The sequence below is a fragment of the Sphingomonas sp. GW821-FHT02B09 genome, assembly GCF_059421875.1.
Window position 1 is genome coordinate 1,453,696 of record NZ_JBWKVV010000001.1, and the last position, 20,260, is coordinate 1,473,955.

At 68.2% G+C, this 20,260-nt stretch carries 17 protein-coding genes; 6 read left to right on the forward strand and 11 right to left on the reverse strand.

The window, feature by feature from the left end; all coding sequences use genetic code 11:
- The first annotated feature begins 445 nt into the window (after window positions 1-445).
- The 4 genes from AC07U4_RS06735 to AC07U4_RS06750 all read left to right on the forward strand — a co-directional run bounded on the left by AC07U4_RS06735 (window position 446) and on the right by AC07U4_RS06750 (window position 4,982).
- Window positions 446-2,077 (forward strand): nitrite/sulfite reductase, encoded by a 1,632-nt coding sequence (locus AC07U4_RS06735; protein ID WP_495194851.1) that lies wholly within the window; start codon window positions 446-448, stop codon window positions 2,075-2,077.
- Window positions 2,070-2,501, forward strand: a complete 432-nt coding sequence (locus AC07U4_RS06740; RefSeq protein WP_137897461.1) for a DUF934 domain-containing protein — start codon at window positions 2,070-2,072, stop codon at window positions 2,499-2,501. Before AC07U4_RS06735 ends, AC07U4_RS06740 begins: the two co-directional genes overlap by 8 nt.
- Window positions 2,494-3,252, forward strand: a complete 759-nt coding sequence (locus AC07U4_RS06745) for a phosphoadenylyl-sulfate reductase (protein WP_495194852.1) — start codon at window positions 2,494-2,496, stop codon at window positions 3,250-3,252. The genes AC07U4_RS06740 and AC07U4_RS06745 overlap by 8 nt, the downstream gene beginning before the upstream one ends.
- Window positions 3,253-3,353: 101 nt before the next feature.
- Window positions 3,354-4,982: a histidine kinase famiy protein gene (locus AC07U4_RS06750; RefSeq protein ID WP_038661236.1), complete on the forward strand. Its 1,629-nt coding sequence runs from the start codon at window positions 3,354-3,356 to the stop codon at window positions 4,980-4,982.
- Window positions 4,983-4,995: 13 nt separating this feature from the next.
- Here AC07U4_RS06750 and AC07U4_RS06755 read toward each other — a convergent pair whose 3' ends face one another.
- From AC07U4_RS06755 to AC07U4_RS06775, 5 genes are all read right to left on the reverse strand, one after another.
- Window positions 4,996-6,339, reverse strand: coding sequence for a transporter family protein (locus tag AC07U4_RS06755; protein ID WP_495194853.1), 1,344 nt, complete (start codon window positions 6,337-6,339; stop codon window positions 4,996-4,998).
- Between the two features lie 30 nt (window positions 6,340-6,369).
- Window positions 6,370-7,077 carry a hypothetical protein gene (locus AC07U4_RS06760; RefSeq protein WP_495194854.1) on the reverse strand — a complete coding sequence of 236 codons (708 nt, stop codon included), beginning with the start codon at window positions 7,075-7,077 and terminating at the stop codon, window positions 6,370-6,372.
- Between the two features lies 1 nt (window position 7,078).
- Window positions 7,079-7,777: a C39 family peptidase gene (locus tag AC07U4_RS06765; RefSeq protein ID WP_495189865.1), complete on the reverse strand. Its 699-nt coding sequence runs from the start codon at window positions 7,775-7,777 to the stop codon at window positions 7,079-7,081.
- Window positions 7,774-8,127, reverse strand: a complete 354-nt coding sequence (locus AC07U4_RS06770; RefSeq protein ID WP_038661244.1) for a hypothetical protein — start codon at window positions 8,125-8,127, stop codon at window positions 7,774-7,776. The genes AC07U4_RS06765 and AC07U4_RS06770 overlap by 4 nt, the downstream gene beginning before the upstream one ends.
- A gap of 65 nt (window positions 8,128-8,192) precedes the next feature.
- Window positions 8,193-9,902 carry a beta strand repeat-containing protein gene (locus tag AC07U4_RS06775; RefSeq protein ID WP_495194855.1) on the reverse strand — a complete coding sequence of 570 codons (1,710 nt, stop codon included), beginning with the start codon at window positions 9,900-9,902 and terminating at the stop codon, window positions 8,193-8,195.
- A 294-nt stretch (window positions 9,903-10,196) separates the two neighbouring features.
- On the opposite strand from AC07U4_RS06775, the gene AC07U4_RS06780 reads away from it, so the two are divergent.
- Window positions 10,197-11,396: a helix-turn-helix transcriptional regulator gene (locus AC07U4_RS06780; RefSeq protein ID WP_495194856.1), complete on the forward strand. Its 1,200-nt coding sequence runs from the start codon at window positions 10,197-10,199 to the stop codon at window positions 11,394-11,396.
- Window positions 11,397-11,407: 11 nt separating this feature from the next.
- Here the strand turns inward: AC07U4_RS06780 and AC07U4_RS06785 are convergent, their stop codons facing one another.
- A complete protein-coding gene (locus AC07U4_RS06785) occupies window positions 11,408-11,929 on the reverse strand; it encodes a hypothetical protein (protein WP_495194857.1) in 522 nt (173 codons plus the stop codon).
- A 196-nt stretch (window positions 11,930-12,125) separates the two neighbouring features.
- Here AC07U4_RS06785 and AC07U4_RS06790 point away from each other — a divergent pair, with 196 nt between their 5' ends.
- Window positions 12,126-13,139 carry a cupin-like domain-containing protein gene (locus tag AC07U4_RS06790; RefSeq protein ID WP_495194858.1) on the forward strand — a complete coding sequence of 338 codons (1,014 nt, stop codon included), beginning with the start codon at window positions 12,126-12,128 and terminating at the stop codon, window positions 13,137-13,139.
- A 12-nt stretch (window positions 13,140-13,151) separates the two neighbouring features.
- Here AC07U4_RS06790 and AC07U4_RS06795 read toward each other — a convergent pair whose 3' ends face one another.
- The 5 genes from AC07U4_RS06795 to AC07U4_RS06815 are packed head-to-tail and all read right to left on the reverse strand — an operon-like array spanning window position 13,152 to window position 20,221.
- Complete coding sequence (locus tag AC07U4_RS06795) at window positions 13,152-14,162, reverse strand: cupin-like domain-containing protein (protein WP_495194859.1); 1,011 nt, start codon at window positions 14,160-14,162, stop codon at window positions 13,152-13,154.
- The gene (locus AC07U4_RS06800) at window positions 14,159-15,685 is read right to left on the reverse strand and encodes a tryptophan halogenase family protein (protein WP_495194860.1); all 1,527 of its coding nucleotides are present in this window, start codon (window positions 15,683-15,685) and stop codon (window positions 14,159-14,161) included. The genes AC07U4_RS06795 and AC07U4_RS06800 overlap by 4 nt, the downstream gene beginning before the upstream one ends.
- Window positions 15,682-17,286 carry a tryptophan halogenase family protein gene (locus tag AC07U4_RS06805; protein ID WP_495194861.1) on the reverse strand — a complete coding sequence of 535 codons (1,605 nt, stop codon included), beginning with the start codon at window positions 17,284-17,286 and terminating at the stop codon, window positions 15,682-15,684. The genes AC07U4_RS06800 and AC07U4_RS06805 overlap by 4 nt, the downstream gene beginning before the upstream one ends.
- On the reverse strand, window positions 17,283-18,767 hold the full coding sequence (locus AC07U4_RS06810) for a tryptophan 7-halogenase (RefSeq protein ID WP_495194862.1): 1,485 nt from the start codon (window positions 18,765-18,767) through the stop codon (window positions 17,283-17,285). Before AC07U4_RS06810 ends, AC07U4_RS06805 begins: the two co-directional genes overlap by 4 nt.
- Complete coding sequence (locus AC07U4_RS06815; RefSeq protein WP_495194863.1) at window positions 18,764-20,221, reverse strand: tryptophan halogenase family protein; 1,458 nt, start codon at window positions 20,219-20,221, stop codon at window positions 18,764-18,766. Before AC07U4_RS06815 ends, AC07U4_RS06810 begins: the two co-directional genes overlap by 4 nt.
- Between the last annotated feature and the right edge of the window lie 39 nt (window positions 20,222-20,260).

Genomic DNA, 20,260 nt, shown 5'->3' on the forward strand with positions numbered 1-20,260 from the left:
CTGGTACGCACGCATGCCCTCCCCCATCCCGTCATCCCGACGAAAGTCGGGACCCATGGACGCGATGCGACGAGTGAGACGCGGAACGGTAACACCGCTATCACCAGCTTCGTGCCGGATCGGTCGAGGCTAAGTGAGGCCCAAATTACCTGGAACAAGCCGCGCCCCCACCCCCGAGCGGCACCGCAACCGTGGGTCCCGGCCTTCGCCGGGATGACGAAGGCGGGTGGCGGCCATTCCGCGCGCCACCAGCGCACCCCGTCCGCGCCTCCGCGCCTCTGCGCGAACAAAAACCTTCTTCTGTCTGCCGCCCCGGGCCACTGCACGAACGCCATGTCCGCGCCCCCGCGCCCCCGAGCGAACAAAAACCTTCTTCTCTTCGCGTCTTCGCGTCTTCGCGCGAACCCAACAGCCTTCGCCACGCACGCAGGCCGGAAAGCCGATCATGTATAAATACGACCAATACGACCAGGCGATCGTCGATGCCCGCGTCGACGAGTTCCGCGATCAGGTCGAGCGCCGCCTGTCGGGCCAGCTCACCGAGGACCAGTTCAAGCCGCTGCGGCTGATGAACGGCCTCTATCTCCAGCTTCACGCCTATATGCTGCGCGTCGCCATCCCCTATGGCACGCTCGACGGCCGCCAGATGCGGATGCTCGGCAGCATCGCGCGCGATTACGACCGCGGCTACGGCCATTTCACCACGCGTCAGAACCTCCAGTTCAACTGGATCAAGCTCGCCGACACGTGCGACATCCTCGCCCGCCTCGCGACGGTCGAGATGCATGCGATCCAGACCAGCGGCAATTGCATCCGCAACATCAGCGCCGACCAATATGCCGGCGCCGCCGCGGACGAGGTCGCCGATCCGCGCCCCTGGGCCGAGCTGATCCGCCAGTGGAGCACCTTCCACCCCGAATTCAGCTACCTGCCGCGCAAGTTCAAATTCGCGGTGATCGCCGCGGAAGAGGATCGTGCGGCGATGCGCCTCCACGACATCGGCATCCGGCTCGTCCGGCGCGACGGCGAACTGGGCGCGGCGATCTATGTCGGCGGCGGCATGGGCCGGACCCCGATGATCAGCCATCTCGTCCGCGACTTCGTCGGCTCGGATGATCTGATGAGTTATCTCGAGGCGTGCCTGCGCGTGTACAATCGCTATGGTCGCCGCGACAATATCTACAAGGCGCGGATCAAGATCCTGCTCCACGAGATCGGCCCCGACGAATATCGCCGCCAGGTCGAGGAGGAGTTCCTCGCGGTCAAGCAGCTCGGCATCGATCCGCCCCGGGCCGAGCTCGACCGGATCACCGCGATGTTCGCCGCCCCCGCCTTCGACGCGGACGCGCCGACCGCGATCGACCGCAGCGATCCCGATTTCGCGGTCTGGCTCGACCAGAACGTCGCCGCGCACAAGCAGGCCGGCTATGCGATCGTCAACGTCAGCCTCAAGCCCGCCGGCGGCATCCCCGGCGACGCCACCGCCGACCAGATCGAGCTGCTCGCCGAACTAGGGGAAACGTTCTCATTCAATGAGTTACGTGTGACGCACGCGCAGAACATCGTCCTGCCGCACGTCGCTATGCGCGACCTTAGTGAAGTTTGGCGGCGCCTCTCGGACACCGGTCTCGCCGAGCCCAACCTCGACCTCATCACCGACATCATCGCCTGCCCGGGCCTCGATTATTGCAGCCTCGCCAACGCCCGCTCGATCCCGCTGGCGCAGAAGATCGCGGCGCGCTTCGCCGACCGCGACCGCCAGCGCGACCTTGGCGAACTGAAGCTCAAGATCTCGGGCTGCATCAACGCCTGCGGCCACCACCACGCCGGCCACATCGGCATTCTCGGCGTCGACAAGAAGGGCACCGAAAACTACCAGCTCTCGCTCGGCGGCTCGGGCGCGGAGGACGTCAGCCTCGCCAAGATCACCGGACCGGGCTTCTCCGAGGATGGCGTCGTCGACGCGATCGAGCGCGTCACCGCCCGCTATCTCGCGACACGCGAGCCCGGCGAGCGCTTCCTCGACACCTATCGCCGCATCGGCTTCGAACCCTTCAAGGAGGCGATCTATGGTTGATGCAGCCCTGCTCCGCTTCCGCGACGACGAGCCGCACGACGAGCCCGCGGTGACGCTCGACGCCTTCCTCGGCCAGAGCAACGCCACCGCCGTTCGCCTCGAAGCCGGCGAGGACGCGCGCGCCCTGCTGCCGCAGCTCGGCCAGCTCGCATTGGTCGAGGTTAGTTTCCCCTCTTTTCGCGACGGTCGGGGCTATAGCGCCGCGCGGGTGCTGCGCGAGGCCGGCTATACCGGCGAGCTGCGCGCGGCGGGCGACGTGCTCGTCGACCAATTGCCGCTGATGCGCCGTTGCGGCTTCGACAGCTTCGCGCCCGAAGCCCCGATCGACGCCGACACGCTGCAGCGCAGCCTCGACCGCTACGACTATCGCTACCAGCCCGCCGCCGATGCGGTGGTGCCGGTGTGGAAGCTGCGTCATGGGTGAGCCCGCCCGCGCGCTCGACGTGATGGACGTCGCGCCGCCCTTTACCACGGCGGATGCCGCGGCGATGCAGATCCGCTTCGCCGGCGTGCCTGCGGCGGACATGCTGCGCGAGTTGCTGATCGGCGAACTCGCCGGCCGCATCGCCTCCGTCTCGTCCTACGGCGCCGAGTCGGCGGTACTGCTGCACATGGTGGCGAGCATCGACAAGGACGTGCCGGTGATCTTCACCAACACGCAGAAGATGTTCGGCGAAACCCTCGCCTATCGCGACGAGCTTTCGGAGAAGCTCGGCCTCACCGACCTGCGCGTCTTCCGCCCCGATCCGCGTATGCTCGGGCTGAAGGATGCGACCGGCATGCGCTGGTCCTACGACCCCGACGGCTGCTGCGAGATCCGCAAGGTCGAGCCGCTGCGCCGCGCGCTGGCGCCGTTCGACGCGTGGATCTCGGGCCGCAAGGGCTTCCAGGCGGGCACCCGCACCGCGCTGCCGCGCTTCGAGGAGGACGAGGGCCGGCTCAAGCTCAACCCGCTCGCCGACTGGTCGAAGAGCCAGCTCGACGCCTATTTCGAGGAGCACGACCTGCCGCGTCACCCGCTGGAGGCGCAGGGCTATCTGTCGATCGGCTGCGCGCCGTGCACCAGCAAGGTCAAGCCCGGGGAAGACCCGCGCGCCGGTCGCTGGCGCGGCTGGGACAAGGTGGAATGCGGCATCCACGTCTCGACGCTGCCCGGCGACGACCCGGCGTTCTGATCCGGATCATCCCGAACTGGGAACAACTGTAACCCAAGTGGGTTTTCCCGCACGATCGGCGGTGCCACGCGGCCAAGCCTTACTCTAGCGCTTGGAACGTCATGGCCGACGGTACGCCGGAAAAACCACGGGGTGGTCCACCGCCGCATCTGCAAAGCCTCGTCAACCACGACATGGGCGACGACAAGAACGGCATCTTCTTCGCGGCGGTGTCGACGACGCGGATGCCGATGATCGTGACCGACCCGCATCAGCACGACAATCCCATCGTCTTCGCCAATCCCGCCTTCATCAACATGACCGGCTACGGCCTCGACGAGCTGCTCGGGCGCAACTGCCGCCTGTTGCAGGGGCCGGACACCGATCCGGAGACGGTTGCGGACCTGCGCCGGGCGATCGAGCAGCGTCACGAGACCTCGGTCGAGATCCTCAATTACAAGAAGAATGGCGCCGCCTTCTGGAATGCGTTGTTCATGTCGCCGGTGTTCGACGCCGATGGCGAGCTGGTTTATTTCTTCGCCTCGCAGCTCGACGTCACCCGCCGCCGCGACGCCGAGGATGCGCTGCGCCAGGCGCAGAAGATGGAGGCGGTCGGCCAGCTCACCGGCGGGGTCGCGCACGACTTCAACAACCTGCTGACCGTGATCCAGGGCTTCGGCGACATCATCCTGAACAACCTGGAGCGCGACGGCGAGTTCGATCGCAAGAAGGCGGCCCGCTCGATGCGCGCGGTGATGCAGGCGGCGGAACGCGGCGCGTCGCTCACCCAGCAATTGCTCGCCTTCTCGCGCAAGCAGAAGCTGCAGGGCCGCGTCGTCAACCTCGACGATCTGCTCGACCAGTTGCAGCCGCTGATCGAGCGCACCGCAGGCGGCGCGATCACCGTCGACATCCACCGCGGCGCCGGCATCTGCAACGCCCGGATCGACCCCACGCAGGCCGAGCTGGCGGTGATCAACATCCTGCTCAATGCGCGCGATGCGATGCCCGACGGCGGCACGATCACGATCGAGGCGAGCAACCGGACGATCGAGGCGGGCGACAAGGGCTTCGGCGAGCTCGAACCCGGCGAATATGTCATGCTGACGATCGCCGACCAGGGCACCGGCATGTCGCCGGAGATCCTCGCCCGCGTCACCGAACCGTTCTTTACGACCAAGGATCAGGGCAAGGGCACCGGGCTCGGCCTGTCGATGGTCTATGGATTCATGAAGCAATCGGGCGGCTCGTTGCGGCTCTATTCGGAGGAAGGCCACGGCACCACCGTGCGGATGCTGTTCCCGTGCGAGGCCGCCGCGGTCGAACCGCAGGGATCGCAGCCGTCGCGCCCGCTCGCCGACAAACGCGGCAACGAGACGGTGCTGCTGGTTGAGGATCAGGCCGATGTCGGCGACTATGCCGAGGCGGTGCTGACCGATTTCGGCTATTCGGTGCTGCGTGCCGACAATGCCGATGCGGCGCTGGAGCTGCTCGACGGCGCCGGGACGATCGACCTGTTGTTCAGCGACCTCATCATGCCCGGCGGGATGAACGGCGTGATGCTCGCCCGCGAGGTCAAGCGTCGTCGCCCGCGGATGCGCGTGTTGCTCACCACCGGCTATGCCGAATCGTCGATCGAACGCGTCGATGCGCGCGGCGCCGAGTTCGAGCTGATCCAGAAGCCCTACAAGCGCAGCGAGCTGGCCACCAAGGTCCGCCGTGTCATCGACGGCCCCACCGGCGTCGGCTGACCCGCCGCGTCGATTAATATGCGGTGAAGGTGAACGGGATGCGCAACGTCGTGCGGACGTCGGCGGCGTCATCGGTCGCGCCGACCTCGACGTTCCAGTTGAGCGTCGTCGAGGGCGAGGTGCGGTAGCTCACGCCGAAGAGCAGCCGGCCGATCTGCAGGTCGCGGCTCTCCGCGGTCATCGCCTCGCCCAATGCCTGCGTGGTCTGGTTCAGCGCGCGTACCCGCGTCTTGGTGCCCAACGCCCAGGTCTGCGCATAGCCGAAGCTGATGGACGTCCGCGGGTTGAGCGCGATCGCGATCCCCGCGCTGGCCGACGGCTGGTTGCCGGGCGCGACGCGCTCGATATAGGCGGCGCCGATCTGCCGGTTGATGTCGCGGGCGAAATTATAGGTATAGCCGAGCGTCGCGAACAGCACGGCGGGATCGGTCGGCAGGATCGCGGTCAGGTTCGGCGTCACGCCCCAGAAGCCGGCGCCGGTTGCCCCCTTCAGTGCATTGCCGAGCGCGTCGCGCGGCACCTTGAACGGATCGGTGCCGGTTGGCGCCACCGCCTGGACGCCGGCGATCAGATAGGGCGCGCCGTCACGCCCGTCGGTGATCTGATAGCGCAGGCCGAAGTCGATATCGCCGATATTGGCGCCGCTCACCGGCCGATCGAGCTGCCCGGCATTGGGCTGGTTCGGGTTGGCGACCGGCGCCAGCACCGATTTGTCCGAACGATAGACGAACGGCAGCCGGCCGTTGATCTCCAGCCGGCTGGTCAGCCCCAGCCGCCCGACAGTGCCGACGGTGAGCACGTCCTGCCGGCTCTCGTTGATGTCGAAGACGCCGATCAGCACCGCCTCCGGGATCTGCACGCCGCGGAACACCACCTGGTTGCGATCGGCGCGGGCATATTCGAAATTGACCTCGACGGTGGCGCGCCCCGCCTTGGTGATGATGCCGCCCTGTTCGGCGAGCACCGCGACCTGCACCTGCCGCTGATCGGACGGCGCCTCGCCGACCGTCTGCACCTGCGCTCCCGAGGCGGCGGCGGCGCGCGGCGGCGCGGGCGGTGGCGAGGCGGGCAGCGGCACGCCGCCCGGGGGCAGCGCGGTCTGCGCGACCGCACGATCGGGCTCGCTCCGCCCGGACAGGCGCGCTTCGAGCCGGTCGATACGGGCGCGCTGTTCGTCGAGCGCCCGCTGTTGCCGCTCCAGTTCCTGCCGTTCGCTGGCCAGGGTGCGGCGCAGATCCTCGGTGCCGTCGGCGGCAGCAGGCACGGCCGCGGCGGCGGGGGATACCGTCTGTTGGGCCGATGCCGGCAGTGCGATCAGGCCGAGTGGAAGGAAGGCATGGCAGACGGCCGGTCGCATCGATGGTGATCCCCTCTAGGTCGTTGTCGTTCAGCGCTGTCCGGCGGCATCCGCGGCGATCCGGTTGACCAGCAGCACGCCGTTCATCAGCGCGACCGGCAGGCCGACCAGATTGACGTTGATCGTGCTGACCGTGTCGATCGCGCGGTCGTTGCCGGTGTTCGCGATGACCGCGCCGGTCGCCTGGCCGACGAGATGGCGGATCTCGGTCGCCGGGGTGACGAGCGCGACCTGCGTCCCGCGATCGTCGCTGGTCAGCCGCACGCTCCCCGAACTCGCCGCCACCGCCGGGCCGTTGGCGGTCACCGGCACCAGCGTCTGGCCCGCGGCATCCAGCCAGCCGGTTGCGGGACCGGCGACGATGTTGACGCTGGCCGGCGTGTCCGATCCCGGCGCGGTCACCGTGGTCCCGGTCGGCGTCCGCGAGACCGAGACGGTCGGCCAGTCGGGATCGCCGGTCGCGACGGTGACGGTGCCGGGCGCCGCGCTGGGGCTGGTCGTCCCGTCGGTATAGACGCGCACCCCGGCGTTCGGCCCTTCGCTCGAATAGATGGTGTGAAGCGCGAGCACGCCGTCGATCCGCGTCTGGATGTCGATGCCGATCGCGACGTTCAGTCCGTTGGGCAACAGCAGTCCGCCGCGCATCGTCGCCAGCTCGGCATCGGGAACCGCGGGTGGATCGTCGTCCGGCACGGCGGCGCCGGCGAGCGCCGCGGCGATCAGCAAGGCGATCGGCATGTCAGAACTCTCCCAATTGCGGGCGGGTCAGCGCGAGCTGCGCGCTCTCCAGCGGATCGGCGCTGAGGAAGGGGCGGCCGTGCGGCGCGCGGACCAGGTCGGCGGCCATGTTGAAATGCGATCGGCCGATCGCGTTGCGGCCGCTCAGCACGAAGAACACCCCGTTCCACTGTTTCGCGAAACGGCGGATGGTCTCGCGCCGCAGCCCGAGCGAGGGATCGCCGAGCAGCAGCGTCTGGTCGTCGATCCCCTTGACCACGACGAAGTGGCGATACCCGTCGAAGTTGATCAGCGCGACGCCGGGAATCCCCGCCTTGGCGATCTGTTCGACGCTGACCTTGAAGCCGTCCGCGGCGATCCCGCGCGCCGCCAGATAGCGTTTCATGTCGAGCAGCGAAAAGCCCAGCCGCCGGATCTGCGCCTGGTCGCCGTCGCGGAACATGCCGAGGAAGACGCTCTGCTCGCTCTGCGGATCGTCGTAATGATAGCGCAGCAGCGTCGCCAGCGCCGCCGAGCCGCAGCTGAAGTCATATTGCTGGCGCACGACCGTTTCGAACCGGCGGCCGATCAGGCTGGTCACCGGCGTGGCGAAGTTGAGCGTCGGCGAGAAGTTCACGCCGTTGCCGCCTTCGGGCAGCGGCATGCCGGTGCATCCCGCCACCATCGTCGCCAGCGCCAGGACCACCGCCGCACGCATCATTGGTTGATCGCGACGTTCACGTTCAGCGACGAATTGATCGACACGTTGTTGCCGGTGTTCGCGCTGAGCAGCGACAGGCCGTTGAGGTTCTGGAACGCGCTGGAATCGAAGCTGATCGTGCCGGTCTCGGAATGGCCGTTGACGCTGTTGCCGCTGACCACGCCGGTGTTCTGCGCGCGGATCACCTGCGACAGGTCGGATTGGCCGGTGACCGCATTGAGCGCGGTATCGTCGACCGCATCCGCCGCTTCGAACGGGCTGGCCGCCGGCACCGACGGGACGGCCTGTGCCGCAGCGATGGCGGGCGTCGCGACCGCCAGCAGCGTGGCACCGATGAAGAGAATACGCATGGCTCGGTCTCCCAATCGATCGATGGAAGGAAGGGGTGACACCGCCACCCCTTCCGCCGTGCGGCTTATTGACCGAGGTTGATCGACCCGGCCGAGACGCTGACGTTGACCGCCGAGTTCTGCGATGCACCCGCTCCGGTGTTCATGTTGAGCGACTGCAGCCCGGCGAGGTTCTGGAACGCGCCGTCGCCGGTGGTCAGGCTGTTGTCGACCGCGCCGCTCGCGCCACCCGGCGTCTGGTTGTAATCGACGCGGACGCCGGTGACGTAGCTGGCCAGCGTCGCCGACGAGACGACCGCGCTGGCGCCGAACACGTTCGAGGTCGACGCGGCGCCGGTGCCGGCCGTGGCATAGCCGGTGCTGCGCGACGAACTGTCGGCATAGCTAGCGTCGCCACCGGTCGCGACCGAACCGCTGCCCTCGTTGCGCGCGGTGTTGCGGCTGGAGCGATCCGAATTGTCGTTGGTCGACTGGTTGCGGCTGTCGGTGGCGTCGCCGTTGCTCGCCGCGACCTGTGCGCCGGTCGCCGAGCTGTTCTGCGAGCGGTTCGACCGGTCGGAATTGTCGGTCGTCGACTGGTTGCGGCTGTCGGTCGCCGAGCCGCTGCCGTTGGAGGCGACCTGCGCCCCCGACGCGCTGCTGGTCGAGGTGTTGGTCGAACGATCCGAATTGTCGGTGTTGGTGGTGGTGTTGGTCGTCGTGTTCGACGTGTGCGAATTGTCGGATTGATCGCGGCTGTCGGTCGCCGAGCCGCTGCCGTTCGAGGCGACCTGGGCACCCGAGGCGGACGAATTGCGCGTCGTGTTGCTGGTCGAGCGATCCGAATTGTCGGTGTTCACCGTCGAGCGATCGGCATTGTCGTTATAGGTGTACGACCGATCGGCATTGTCGGTATTGGTCACCGACTGGTTGCGATTGTCCGACGCGCTGGCGCCGTTGTTCGCCGCGACCTGCGCGCCGCTCGCCGCCGAATTGGTGGTGCTGGTGTGCGTCGTGGTCGAGCGATCCGAATTGTCGGTGTACGACCGGTCGGCATTGTCGGTGCTGGTCACCGACTGGTTGCGGCTGTCGGTGGCGGTGCTGCCGTTGTTGGCGGCGACCTGCGCGCCCGAAGCGCCGCTGCTGTCCGTCGAGGTCTGCGACCGGTTCGAATTATCGGTGTTGGTGGTCGAGCGATTCGACCCGTCCGTCCACGTCGTCGAACGGTTCGAGGCGTCGGTGGCGGTGTTGGTCGCCGTGTTGTTGCTGTCGTTCATCGAATTGTTGGTGCTGGTCGTCGAGCGATTCGATGCGTCGGTGTTCGTCGTCGAGCGGTTCGAATTGTCGGTGGCGGTCGTCGACCGGTTCGATCCGTCCGTGTTCGTCGTCGAGCGGTTGGAATTGTCGGTGTTGGTCGTCGACCGGTTCGATCCGTCGGTCCAGCTCGTCGACCGATCCGACGCGTCGGTGTTGGTCGCGGTGTTGTTGCTGTCGTTGACTGAACTGTTGGTATCGGTGTCGGTGTGGGTGAGCACCGAATTGTCGGTCACCGCCTTATTCGACGTATACGCATAGGTCAGCGAGCGGTTGGACGCATCGGTGTTGGTCGAGCTGTTGGTGTCGACCCGCGAATTGTCGGCATTGTACGAGCCGTTCGCCGCGTCGCCGCCGGCCGCGGTGCCGGTGTTGGTCGTGGTGGTGGAATAGGTCGAGCCCGGCTGGGTCGTCTGGGCCTGGACCGATGCGGTCCATGCCAAGACGGGAAGTGATGCGGCGATCAGAAGGCGCGATTTCATGGCAGGCATCCCTTGTTGGCCGGTACCCCCGGCGATCCTCTAAGCCCGGCAACGCTGCTGCTGACCGAGCCGGACCGACTCATAGAGTTAATGCTGCGTTCACGATTACCCCCCTTTGCGGGCCAATTCCCCATCCATCTGGGGGCCGCCTTTACCCCCAAATGGGGGGTGAATTCCCCCTATTGTCGTTGTTTCAAAACAGGTTATCCTATGTTGCAAGAATGACCGACGAGTAGGCGTGCGAAGAGAGGCCCGACGGGAGTCGAACGGGTCGACGCAGGGAGAGATGGTCCGGTGGCGGCAGACAGACATCTGCCCCTGCTCTTCCGTACGGCCGCCATATGCAGCGACGGGCTGCCGCCGTACGATGAGCAGGGCGCGCTATATTCTACGACGGAACCGGCGCCGGTCGCCGATCGTATCGCCCGCATCGTTCTGGATACCGATGACCAGCCCACCTCTGCGGCGGACGACATCGCCCTGGTCGTCGGTCATTTCGCGCGTGCGCTCGGGGCCGACGGCTGGGCGCTGACCGGCTCGCCGCGCCAGGGCGTGCCGAGCTGCCTTGCCGCCGCCGGCCTCGGCGACGCCTTCGTCGCATCGCTGCTGCGCATCGCCGACCGGATCGACTCGGCGGCGGATCGCCGCCTGCCGGCGCCGGTCTGGTGCGAACAGCTGGCGCCGCCGCACGACGCCGCGGCGCTGGTGATCCCGGTCCCGCACACGCCGGGCCACGCCGCCCTCTTCGTCAATCTGCTCTTCGCGGCGGTCGACGAGCACCGTCGCATCGCCATCGAGCGCGCGTCGCTGCGCGAATGGCCCAGCGTCTCCGCCTATCTGCGCCTGTGGCAATCGACGCGGCTCGAGCGGCGCGTCGCGGAGGGGGTCAGCGCCGGGCTGAACCTGGTCGCGATCGGCATCGTGCTGCTCTCCGGCGACGGCCAGATCGCTTTCGCCAACGATGCGGCACGGCTGCTGATGGACCGGCAGGACGGCATCCGCGAACATCGTGGCCAGGTGCAGGCGACCCACCGCGGCGACGCCGGCGCTTTCTCCAACGCGGTCGGCCACGTGCTGGCGCATGCCGGATCGACCGCGGCGCTCGCGCCGATGTCGCTGCTGATGCTGCACCGCGACCATGGCCCGCCGCTGGTGACGTCGTTCGTCTGCACGCCACGCGCGGCGGACGCGCCCGACGAAGGCGGCGCGCTGCTGTTCTTCGTCGATCCCGGGCTCGACATCCACCAGCTCGCCGAGCCCGTCTGCAAGCTGTTCCGCCTGTCGCGGGTCGAGACCGAACTCGCCTGCCTGCTCGCCTCGGGCCAGACGCTGGCGGCGGCGGCGCAATCGCTCCACGTCAAGGTCAGCACCGCGCGCGGCTATCTCAAGCAGGTGTTCGTCAAGACCGGCAGCAACCGGCAGGTCGATCTCGTCCGCCTGATCTTCAGCAATCTCATCCGCACCGCGCACCGCGACCACGCCCGCCTGCGCTGATGGCCGCCGCGCTATCGCGTCATCAGCCAGCCGAGCAATGCCAGCATCGCCAGCGCCGGCCACCCGCCCTGCGCGCGCAGCAGATAGGCCGCGCCGAGCACGCCCGTCGCCGCCAGCGTGCCGGCGACCACCCGCTGCGTCGCGATCCGCTCCAGCACAACGATTCCGCCGACCAGATTGGCGGCCGCATTGATCGCGATCCACAGATAGGACGGCACCACGCCGATCGCGCCCCACAGGGGCAGCTTGATCGTCGCATAGCCCCGCATCGTGCCCGGAAACAGGTCCGCCGCGAGATGGACGCCGATCCCGAACCCCAGCCCGGCCGCCACCGGCCACGTCCGATGATCGAGCAGCGCGACCGCGAGCGGCAGGATACCATGGGTCAGCGCGCTACGATGCCGCAGCCGCAGCGGCGTGTCGAGGTCGGGCAGCCGCGTCCCCGCCGCCGCCGCCAGCACGATCGTCGCGATCATGACCCACGGCCCATTGCCGCCGGTAAACGCGAACACCACCGCGAGAAGAAGAAACAAGGATGCCGCCATCCGCGGCCGTTAACTATATGTACCCCTTTTGTCCACAAGCCGCGCGGCGCGCTCTTGACAATTCCATGGCTGCGGCGGACCGGTAACAGTCGGAAATCACGCTTCATTTGTATCGAAGCCGGCCCTCTAACCACATGCACGGCGCCACCCATCGAGAGGCAAGAGACATGGAAAGCCACCGGGGATGACATCGGCCGTCATCGAGCGCCCTGCGGTAGACGCCGCGACCTTCGCGCGCGAGATCGCGGGGGGCTATGTGCCGGTCGTGCTGCGCGGGCAGGTCGGCGCGTGGGCGGCGGTGCGCGCCGGGCGCGGCGGCGATCGCGCGATGGCGACCTATCTCGCCGCATTCGAGGGCGGGCAGACGCTCGACGTGATGATCGGCGCGCCGGAAATCGCCGGACGTTTCTTCTACAACGACGATTTGACCGGCTTCAACTTCCAGCGGCAGAAGGTCGCGTTGCGGCAATTGCTCGGTCAGCTCGTCCGCTACAGCGAAGACGGCGCCGTCGATGCCCACGCGCTCTACGCCAACGCGGCGACGGCGCCTGAGCATCTGCCGGGCTGGGACGCGGAGAACCACCTCGGCCTGCCGACCGGCGATGCGCCCGCGCGGCTGTGGATCGGCAACGCCACCCGCGTCGCGACGCATTACGACGAATCGAGCAACATCGCCTGCGTCGTCCACGGGCGGCGGCGATTCACCCTGTTCCCCCCCGACCAGATCGCCAACCTTTACGTCGGCCCGCTCGACCATACGATGGCCGGACCGCCGTCGAGCATGGTCGATCCCGAGAATCCCGATCGTGCCCGCTATCCGCGGTTCGCCGCGGCGCTGGCACACGCACAGGTCGCGGAGCTCGGACCGGGCGATGCGATCTTCGTGCCGGCGATCTGGTGGCACCACGTCGCGGCGCTCGACCCGCTCAACGTGCTGGTGAATTACTGGTGGGGCGACGCGCAGGCGGCATCGCCCTTCGGCGCGCTGGTCCACGCGCTGATGGCGGTGCGCGATCTTCCGCCGGCGCAGCGCCTCGCGTGGCGGGGATGGTTCGACCATTATGTCTTTGCGGACGGTGCCGACGAAGTCGGCGACCATCTCCCCGTCGCGGCGCGCGGCATCCTCGCCGCGGCAAGCCCCGCCCGCACCGAGCGGCTGCGCGACTTCCTAGTCCGCTTGCTCGGCGGCAAGCGCTAGGCCGGCCCGCGGTTACGGCCGGGCGAGGCCGTCGCGCAACGTCGCGCGGATGCGGGCCGCGGTGGTCGCGTCGATCGGTCCCAGCACGCCCTTCGCCGCATCCGGCAGATGCGCGGCCGGATCGCCCTGTCCGCGGAACACCAGATGGTCGAAGACGGCGCGGAACGCGTCGCGCTGATCCGCCGGCAGCGGGGCGATCGCCATTAGCGCGTGGAGCAGCGCGTCATAGGGATTGCCCAGCTCGGCCGGCGCCGCATTCCACCAATAGTTGACGAAGGCATTGACCGGATCGAGCGACTCGACGGCATGCCACCAGTGGAACGGGATGTAGATCGCGTCGCCCGGCGCCAGCGTCGCGGTCTGGGCGACCTTGGCGGCGTCGGCGAAGCGCGGGAAGCGCGCGAGATCCGGCGCGTCGGGATCGACGAGGCTGACCGGCGTGCCCGCCGGCGTCAGTTCCAGCGGCCCCATGTAGAGGTTGGCGACCTGATCCGGCGGAAACAGCGTGAAGCGTCGCCGCCCCATCACCACCACGCCGATATTCTCCATGAGGTCGTAATGCGTCGCGACGCGGATCGCATTGCCCAGCCAGATTCGTGGCACCACATCCGGCGCGACCAGATCCGTCGCATTCGCCTCGGCGAACCCCGGCAGCAAGGTGGGCAGCGGCACCGACTGGACCGCCATCGCGAAGGGTTCGCGGCGATCCCGATCGCGCAGCAGCCGCGCGAGGAACGGGTCGAGCGGCGTCTGCCCGCGCACGAAGTTCATCCCGGTGAGATCGTCGTTGTAGAAGAACCGGCCGCCGATCGATGGTTCGCCGAGGATCGCGGCGACCGGTTCGCCGTGGCTGAACCGCTGGAGATAGGCGACGCCCTCCTCCGCCGAACGCTGCGCGGCCTGCACCGCGGGCCAGTCGCGCCCGACCTGCCGCAGCACCACGGGCCGGCCGGCGGGGCGGATTTCGTTGTCGAAGGTGCGCCGGTCGACGTTAGCGATCTCGGGCAGCGCCTGCGCGGTCATGCAGCGACGCCCGTCATCGCGCAGCCGTAATGTGCCAGCAGCTCGTCCTGCCGGGGCAGCAGATGCGCCGTCTCCTCCACCACGCGCCGGATATGGTCGAGCCGCGACAGCGTCTCGGCATCCGACAGCAGATCGGCGGCGGGATGATATCCGCCCGCCGCCACGCCCTGCCCGACCATCACCGACAGCCAGCTCGTCTCGGTGAACAGTTCGTCGTGCTCACGGAAGACCCGGCCGTTGGCGGCGAAGACGGCGAGTTTCTCGGCGAGTCCCGGCGGCGGTGCCAGCATGCGGCAATAATCCCAAAAGGCGGTGTCGCGACGCTGCGTTGCCTTATAGTGCAAAACAAGAAAATCGCGGATGTCGAGATAATCGGCGACATGCGCGGCGTTGAACTTGTCGATCTCGACTCGGTCGAAACGGCGCGTCGGCCAATAGGTCAGCAGCCGCGCGATCGCCGACTGGACGAGGTGGATGCTCGTCGATTCCAGCGGTTCGAGGAACCCGCCGGCCAGTCCCAGCGCGACGACGTTCCCGACCCAGGCACGGCGGCGATGCCCGGCGGTAAAGCGCAGGAAGCGGGGATCGCCGAGCGGCGCACCGTCGAGATTGGCGAGCAATGTCGCGGCCGCCTCGTCGTCGGACAGATGGTCGCTGGCATAGACGTAGCCGTTACCGATGCGATGCTGCAGCGGAATGCGCCACTGCCACCCCGCCGCACGCGCCGTCGAGCGGGTGAGCGGCTGCCGGTCGCCGCCGTGCGTGCAGGGTACCGCCACCGCGCGGTTACAGGGCAGCCATGCGCTCCAGTCCTCGAACCCGGCCTGCATCTCGCCTTCGATCAGCAGGCCGCGAAAGCCCGAGCAATCGATGAACAGGTCGCCCGCGACCCGCGTGCCCGAGGCGAGCGATACCGCGCTGACGTGGCCGGTCTCGCCGTCGCGTTCGGCCGCGACGATCCGCCCTTCGATACGGCGCACGCCGTTCGCCTCCGCCAGCCGCCGCAGGAGCTGTGCGTACAGGCCGGCATCGAACTGGAAGGCATAGCTCAGCTTCGACAGCGGCGATCCCGGCTGGTCCGGCCGCGGATGGCCGAACCGCCCCTGCAGGCCGGCGACGATCGCCAGCGAATAGGCGTCGAGCGGCGTGATATCGCCGAGCGCCTGCCCCTTCAGCCAGAAATGGTGGAATTCGATCCCCTTCATGTCGAGCCCGTAGCTGCCGAAGGGGTGGACGTAGTGGTGGCCGGGACGGACCCAGTCGACGAACTCGATGCCGAGCTTGTAGGTCGCGCGCGTCTCGCGCATGAACTGCGCCTCGTCGAGGCCGAGCATCTTGTTGAACAGGACGATCTGCGGGATCGTCGCCTCGCCGACGCCGACGGTGCCGATCTCGTCCGATTCGATCAGTTCGATCGTCAGCCCGGGCATCTCGCCGAGGACGCGCGACATCGCCGCCGCCGCCATCCATCCCGCGGTGCCGCCGCCGACGATCACGACGCGGCGGATCGCATCGTCCCTCACAGCGGGTCCGCCGAGAAATCGAACGGCGATTCCGATGCGAACGAGAAGGTCGGACCGGCGGCTGTGGTCGGCGCCGCGGGTGCGGTCGCCGGCGCGGCAGGCTGGCCGGAGATATGGCGAAGGAAGTCGCCATGGCTCGGCAGACGACCGGCGATGTCGAGATATTCGCGGCGCATTTCCTCCAGCGCGCCGGCGACCCGCTCTTCGTCGAGCGCGTCGACCGCCGGTTCGTACTCCTGCGGCACGATGTCCTGGCCCAGGCACACGCTGACCCAGCTCGTCGTCGCGAACAGCTCGCGGTTCTCGCGGAACACCCGCCCCTTGCCGCGGAACAGCGCGAGCTTGCGCGCGAGGCTGTCGGGGATGTCCATCGTGCGGCAGCGATCCCAGAACGGCGTGTCGCGGCGCCGCGTCGCCTTGTAATGGAGGATGACGAAGTCGCGGACGTCGGCATACAGCTCGTGCATCTGCGCGTTATATTCGTCGCGCTCGACCGGATCGAAGCGCCGGTCGGGGAACAGCGCGATCAGCCGCGCGATACCGGACTGGACGAGGTGGATCGAGGTCGATTCGAGTGGCTCGATGAAGCCGCTCGCCAGTCCCAAAGCGACGACGTTGCGGTTCCACGCCAGCTTGCGGCGACCGGTGGTGAAGGCGAGATGACGCGGCGCCGCGAGCGGTGCGCCCTCCAGATTGGCTAGCAATTCGCGCTCGGCGTCATCGGCTTGCTGGAAGTCGCTGCAATAGACGAGCCCGTTGCCCATGCGCTGCTGCAACGGAATCCGCCACTGCCAGCCCGATCCGCGCGCGGTAGCGCGGGTGAACGGATCGGGATCGCCGCTATAGGCGCTCGGCACCGCGACGGCACGATCGCACGGCAGCCAGTGCCGCCAATCCTCATAGCCGGTCTCCAGCGTCTCCTCGATCAGAACGCCGCGGAAGCCGGAGCAATCGATGAACAGGTCGCCGCCGACGGTCTGCCCGTCCTCCAGCTTGAGCGCGGTGACATGACCGTCCTCGGGCCGCTGCGCCACCGCGACGACCTTGCCCTCGATCCGCTGCACCCCGTTGCGTTCGGCGAAGCGGCGCAGGAAGCCGGCGTAGCGCATCGCGTCGAAGTGATAGGCATAGAACAGGTCCTTGACCGCCGATTGCGCTTGCGGTGCCGGGGGTGCGAACTTGCCGGCCTGCGCCGCCACCGCGCTCATCGACCAAGCGGAGATATCGGGCAGCACCCGCCGCTGCCGCTCGCGCAGATAGAGCTGGTGGAAATGCACCCCGCCGAGGTCGTGGCCGTGCGCGCCGAACGGATGGAAATAGCGTTCGCCGATGTCGCCCCAGCCGACGAATTCGATCCCCAGCTTGTAGGTGCCGCCGGTCTCGCGGATGAACTCATGCTCGTCGATGCCGAGCATGCTGTTGAAGGTGCGCAGCGGCGGGATCGTCGCCTCGCCGACGCCGACCGTACCGATCTCCTCGGACTCGATCAGCGTGACGCGCGTGACGCCGTTGTTGAGGAAGCGTGCCATCGCCGCCGCCGCCATCCAGCCTGCCGTTCCCCCGCCGAGGATGACCACGCTGCGGATCGTATGTTCGTTCATCTGCCGAGCCGTTTCCGCTGTGAGTGAAAATACGCGTCGAGATCGGGACATCGCGACACCGCCTGGCCGATCGCCGCGCGATAGGCCGCCATGGCGCGATCGCTGTCGGCGGCGTCGGTCGTCTCGATCAGCGGATCGATGCGGCGCGGCATCGTTCCCTGCCCGATCAGCACCGTCAGCCAGTCGTCGCGCGAGAAGGTCTCCTCCTCGAAGAACGGCAGGCGGCCACGCTCCCGAAACGCCGCCAGCGTCCGGGCGAGGCTGTCCGGGAGTGGTTCGGAAACGCGCCAGAACGGTTCGGGGCGCTGCGCCGTGGCATAGTGACAGAGCACGAAGTCGCGCACGCGGACCACCTCCGCCTGCGCCTGCCGGTTGTAATCGGCGATCTCCAGCGGATGGCAGGCGCGGCCCGGCAGCATTGCGACGATCCGGTCGATCGCGCTGTGGGCGAGATGCAGGTTGGTGAAGTCGAGCGGTTCGATCACCGTCGCGGCATCGCCGACCGCCACGCAATTGTGCGCCCACGGCTCTGGCCGGGTGCCCTGGCGGAAGGCGACCGCCGGCGCGATCGCCGTCGCGCCCGCCGTCGCCAGCGCCTCTTGCGCGTCGGCCTCGGACAGGAAGGCGCCCGCAAAGCAAAGGCCATGCGACGTCCGGTCCACCGTCGCCGTGCGCCAGCGCCAGCCTGCCGGCATGGCATGGACCTGATCCAGCGCGGTCATTCGTTCCGGCGGCCCATCCGCCGTGACCAGCCGGTCGCACCGCAGCCAGCGCTGCCAGTCCTCCCGGACATCGTCGATCGCGGCGCGCACGGTCGCGCGGGGACCGGAGGCGTCGACGAACAGGTCCGCAGCCACCACGGTGCCGTCCGTCAACAGCAGCGCTTCGACGAACCCGTCGTCGCCGCGCCGCCGCACCGTGGCGACCTCGCCGTCGCGCACCTCGACCCCCAGATGCCGCGCGAACGCCTCCAGCATCGCCCGATAGCGCGGCACGTCCAGCATCACCGCCGCCTGCACCTCCGCGACGATTCCTGCCGGCGGGATCGGCATCCGCCCGGCCCGTGCCAGCATCGCCGCGGGTGCATGCGCCTCGAACGGCGCCGCGGTCCCCGCCCGCGCCGCGCGCAGCCAGTGATGGTGGAAAGAGGCGGTTCCGAACGGCTGGCCACACGGCCCATAAGCATGGACATAGGGCGGCAGATCCCCGGCCCAGCCCTCGAACGCGCTGCCCAGCCGCCATATGCCGCCGGCGCGCAACACCGCATCGTCCTCGCTCAGGCCGAGGTCGTCGTGGAAGCCGATCGTCGACGGCAGCGTCTGCGCGATGCGATCCGCGAGCGCGTCGGGCGGCGGCGGCGTCGCGACGATCGTCACCGCCACGCCGGGCACGCGCCGGCGCAGCGCCACCGCCGCCGACCAGCCGACGATCCCGCCGCCGACAACCGCGATGCGCGTGATGGGCGCGTCGAGCGGCGTCACGCGGCGGCCGGCATCGGACAATAATCGGCGAGAAAGGCGGCATGCGCCGGCATCGCGCCGACCGCCGCGGCGATCTCGCCCCGCATCCGTTCGAGCCCCGCGACGAGGCTGTCGGTGGACGGCGCCGCCGCCCGCGGGTCTGCGCCCGTCGGAACGACGCGCTGCCCGAGATAAACCGAGACCCAGCTGGCATCGAGGAACGCGCCCTCGCGATATTTGACGACGCGGCCGCGGCGCCTGAACAACGCCATCTTCTCCGCAAGGCTGTCCGGGATCGGCATCGTCCGGACGTAGGTCCAGAACCGCGAATCGTCGCGCTCGGTCGCGTGATAATGCAGGATCAGGAAATCGCGAACGCGATCATATTCCATGTTGATCAGGCGGTTGAACTCGTCGCGATCGACCGGGGCGATGCGTTTCTCGGGGAACAGCTCGATCAGCGCGGTGATCGCCTGCTGGACCAGATAGAGGCTCGTCGATTCCAGCGGCTCGAGAAATCCCGACGCGAGGCCGACCGCGACGACGTTGTTCACCCAGCTGCGCGTGCGTCGTCCGGCCTTGAACCGCAGAACGCGCGGATCCGCGAGGGGCGTGCCCTCCACCGCGGCGAGCAATGCGTCGGTCGCGGCGCCTTCGGACAGAAAGTCGCTTGCGAAGACATAGCCGTTGCCGGTGCGATGCTGCAGCGGGATACGCCAGCGCCAGCCCGACGGCATCGCGATCGCGCTGGTGTACGGCGTCACCGCCGTCGCGGTCCGGCACGGCATCGCGACGGCGCGATCGGCCGGCAGCCAGCGCGACCAGTCCTCGAACGGTTCGGCCAATTCCTTGCCGATCAGCAAGGCGGCGAAGCCCGAACAGTCGACGAACAGATCGCCCTCGACGCGTCGCCCATCCGCGAGCACGAGCGCGGTGACGTCGCCGCTCTGCGCATCGCGTTCCACCGCGACGACCTTGCCCTCGGTACGACGGACGCCGAGCCCCTCGGCAATGCGCCGCAGATAGGGCGCGAAGGCGACCGCGTCGAATTGATAGGCATACCCGAAGGTCGAAGCGATCTGCTGCGGGTCGCGCGCGGGCTGGCCGAAGCGGTTGGCCCGCGCCAGCGAACAGGCCATCGAATAATGCTCGATCGGCGGCAGCGGCACGCCGGCGCGTAGCAGGCGGGAGTAATAATGGTGGAACTGCACCTCGCCGCTGCCGCGTCCGAACGTGCCGAAGGGATGGATGTAGCTGTCCCCGATCCGCCCCCAGTCGCGAAACTCGATACCGAGTTTGAAAGTGGCGCGCGTCGCCGCCATGAACTCGGCTTCGACGATGCCGAGGCGCTCGTTGAAGGCCCGGATATGCGGCAGGGTTGCTTCCCCAACCCCAACGATTCCAATGGCTTCCGATTCGATCAGCGCAACGGTGCATCGGCTGGGCAACAGCTTGGCGAGCGCGGTGGCGGCCATCCAGCCGGATGCCCCCCCTCCGACGACCACTACCCGCTG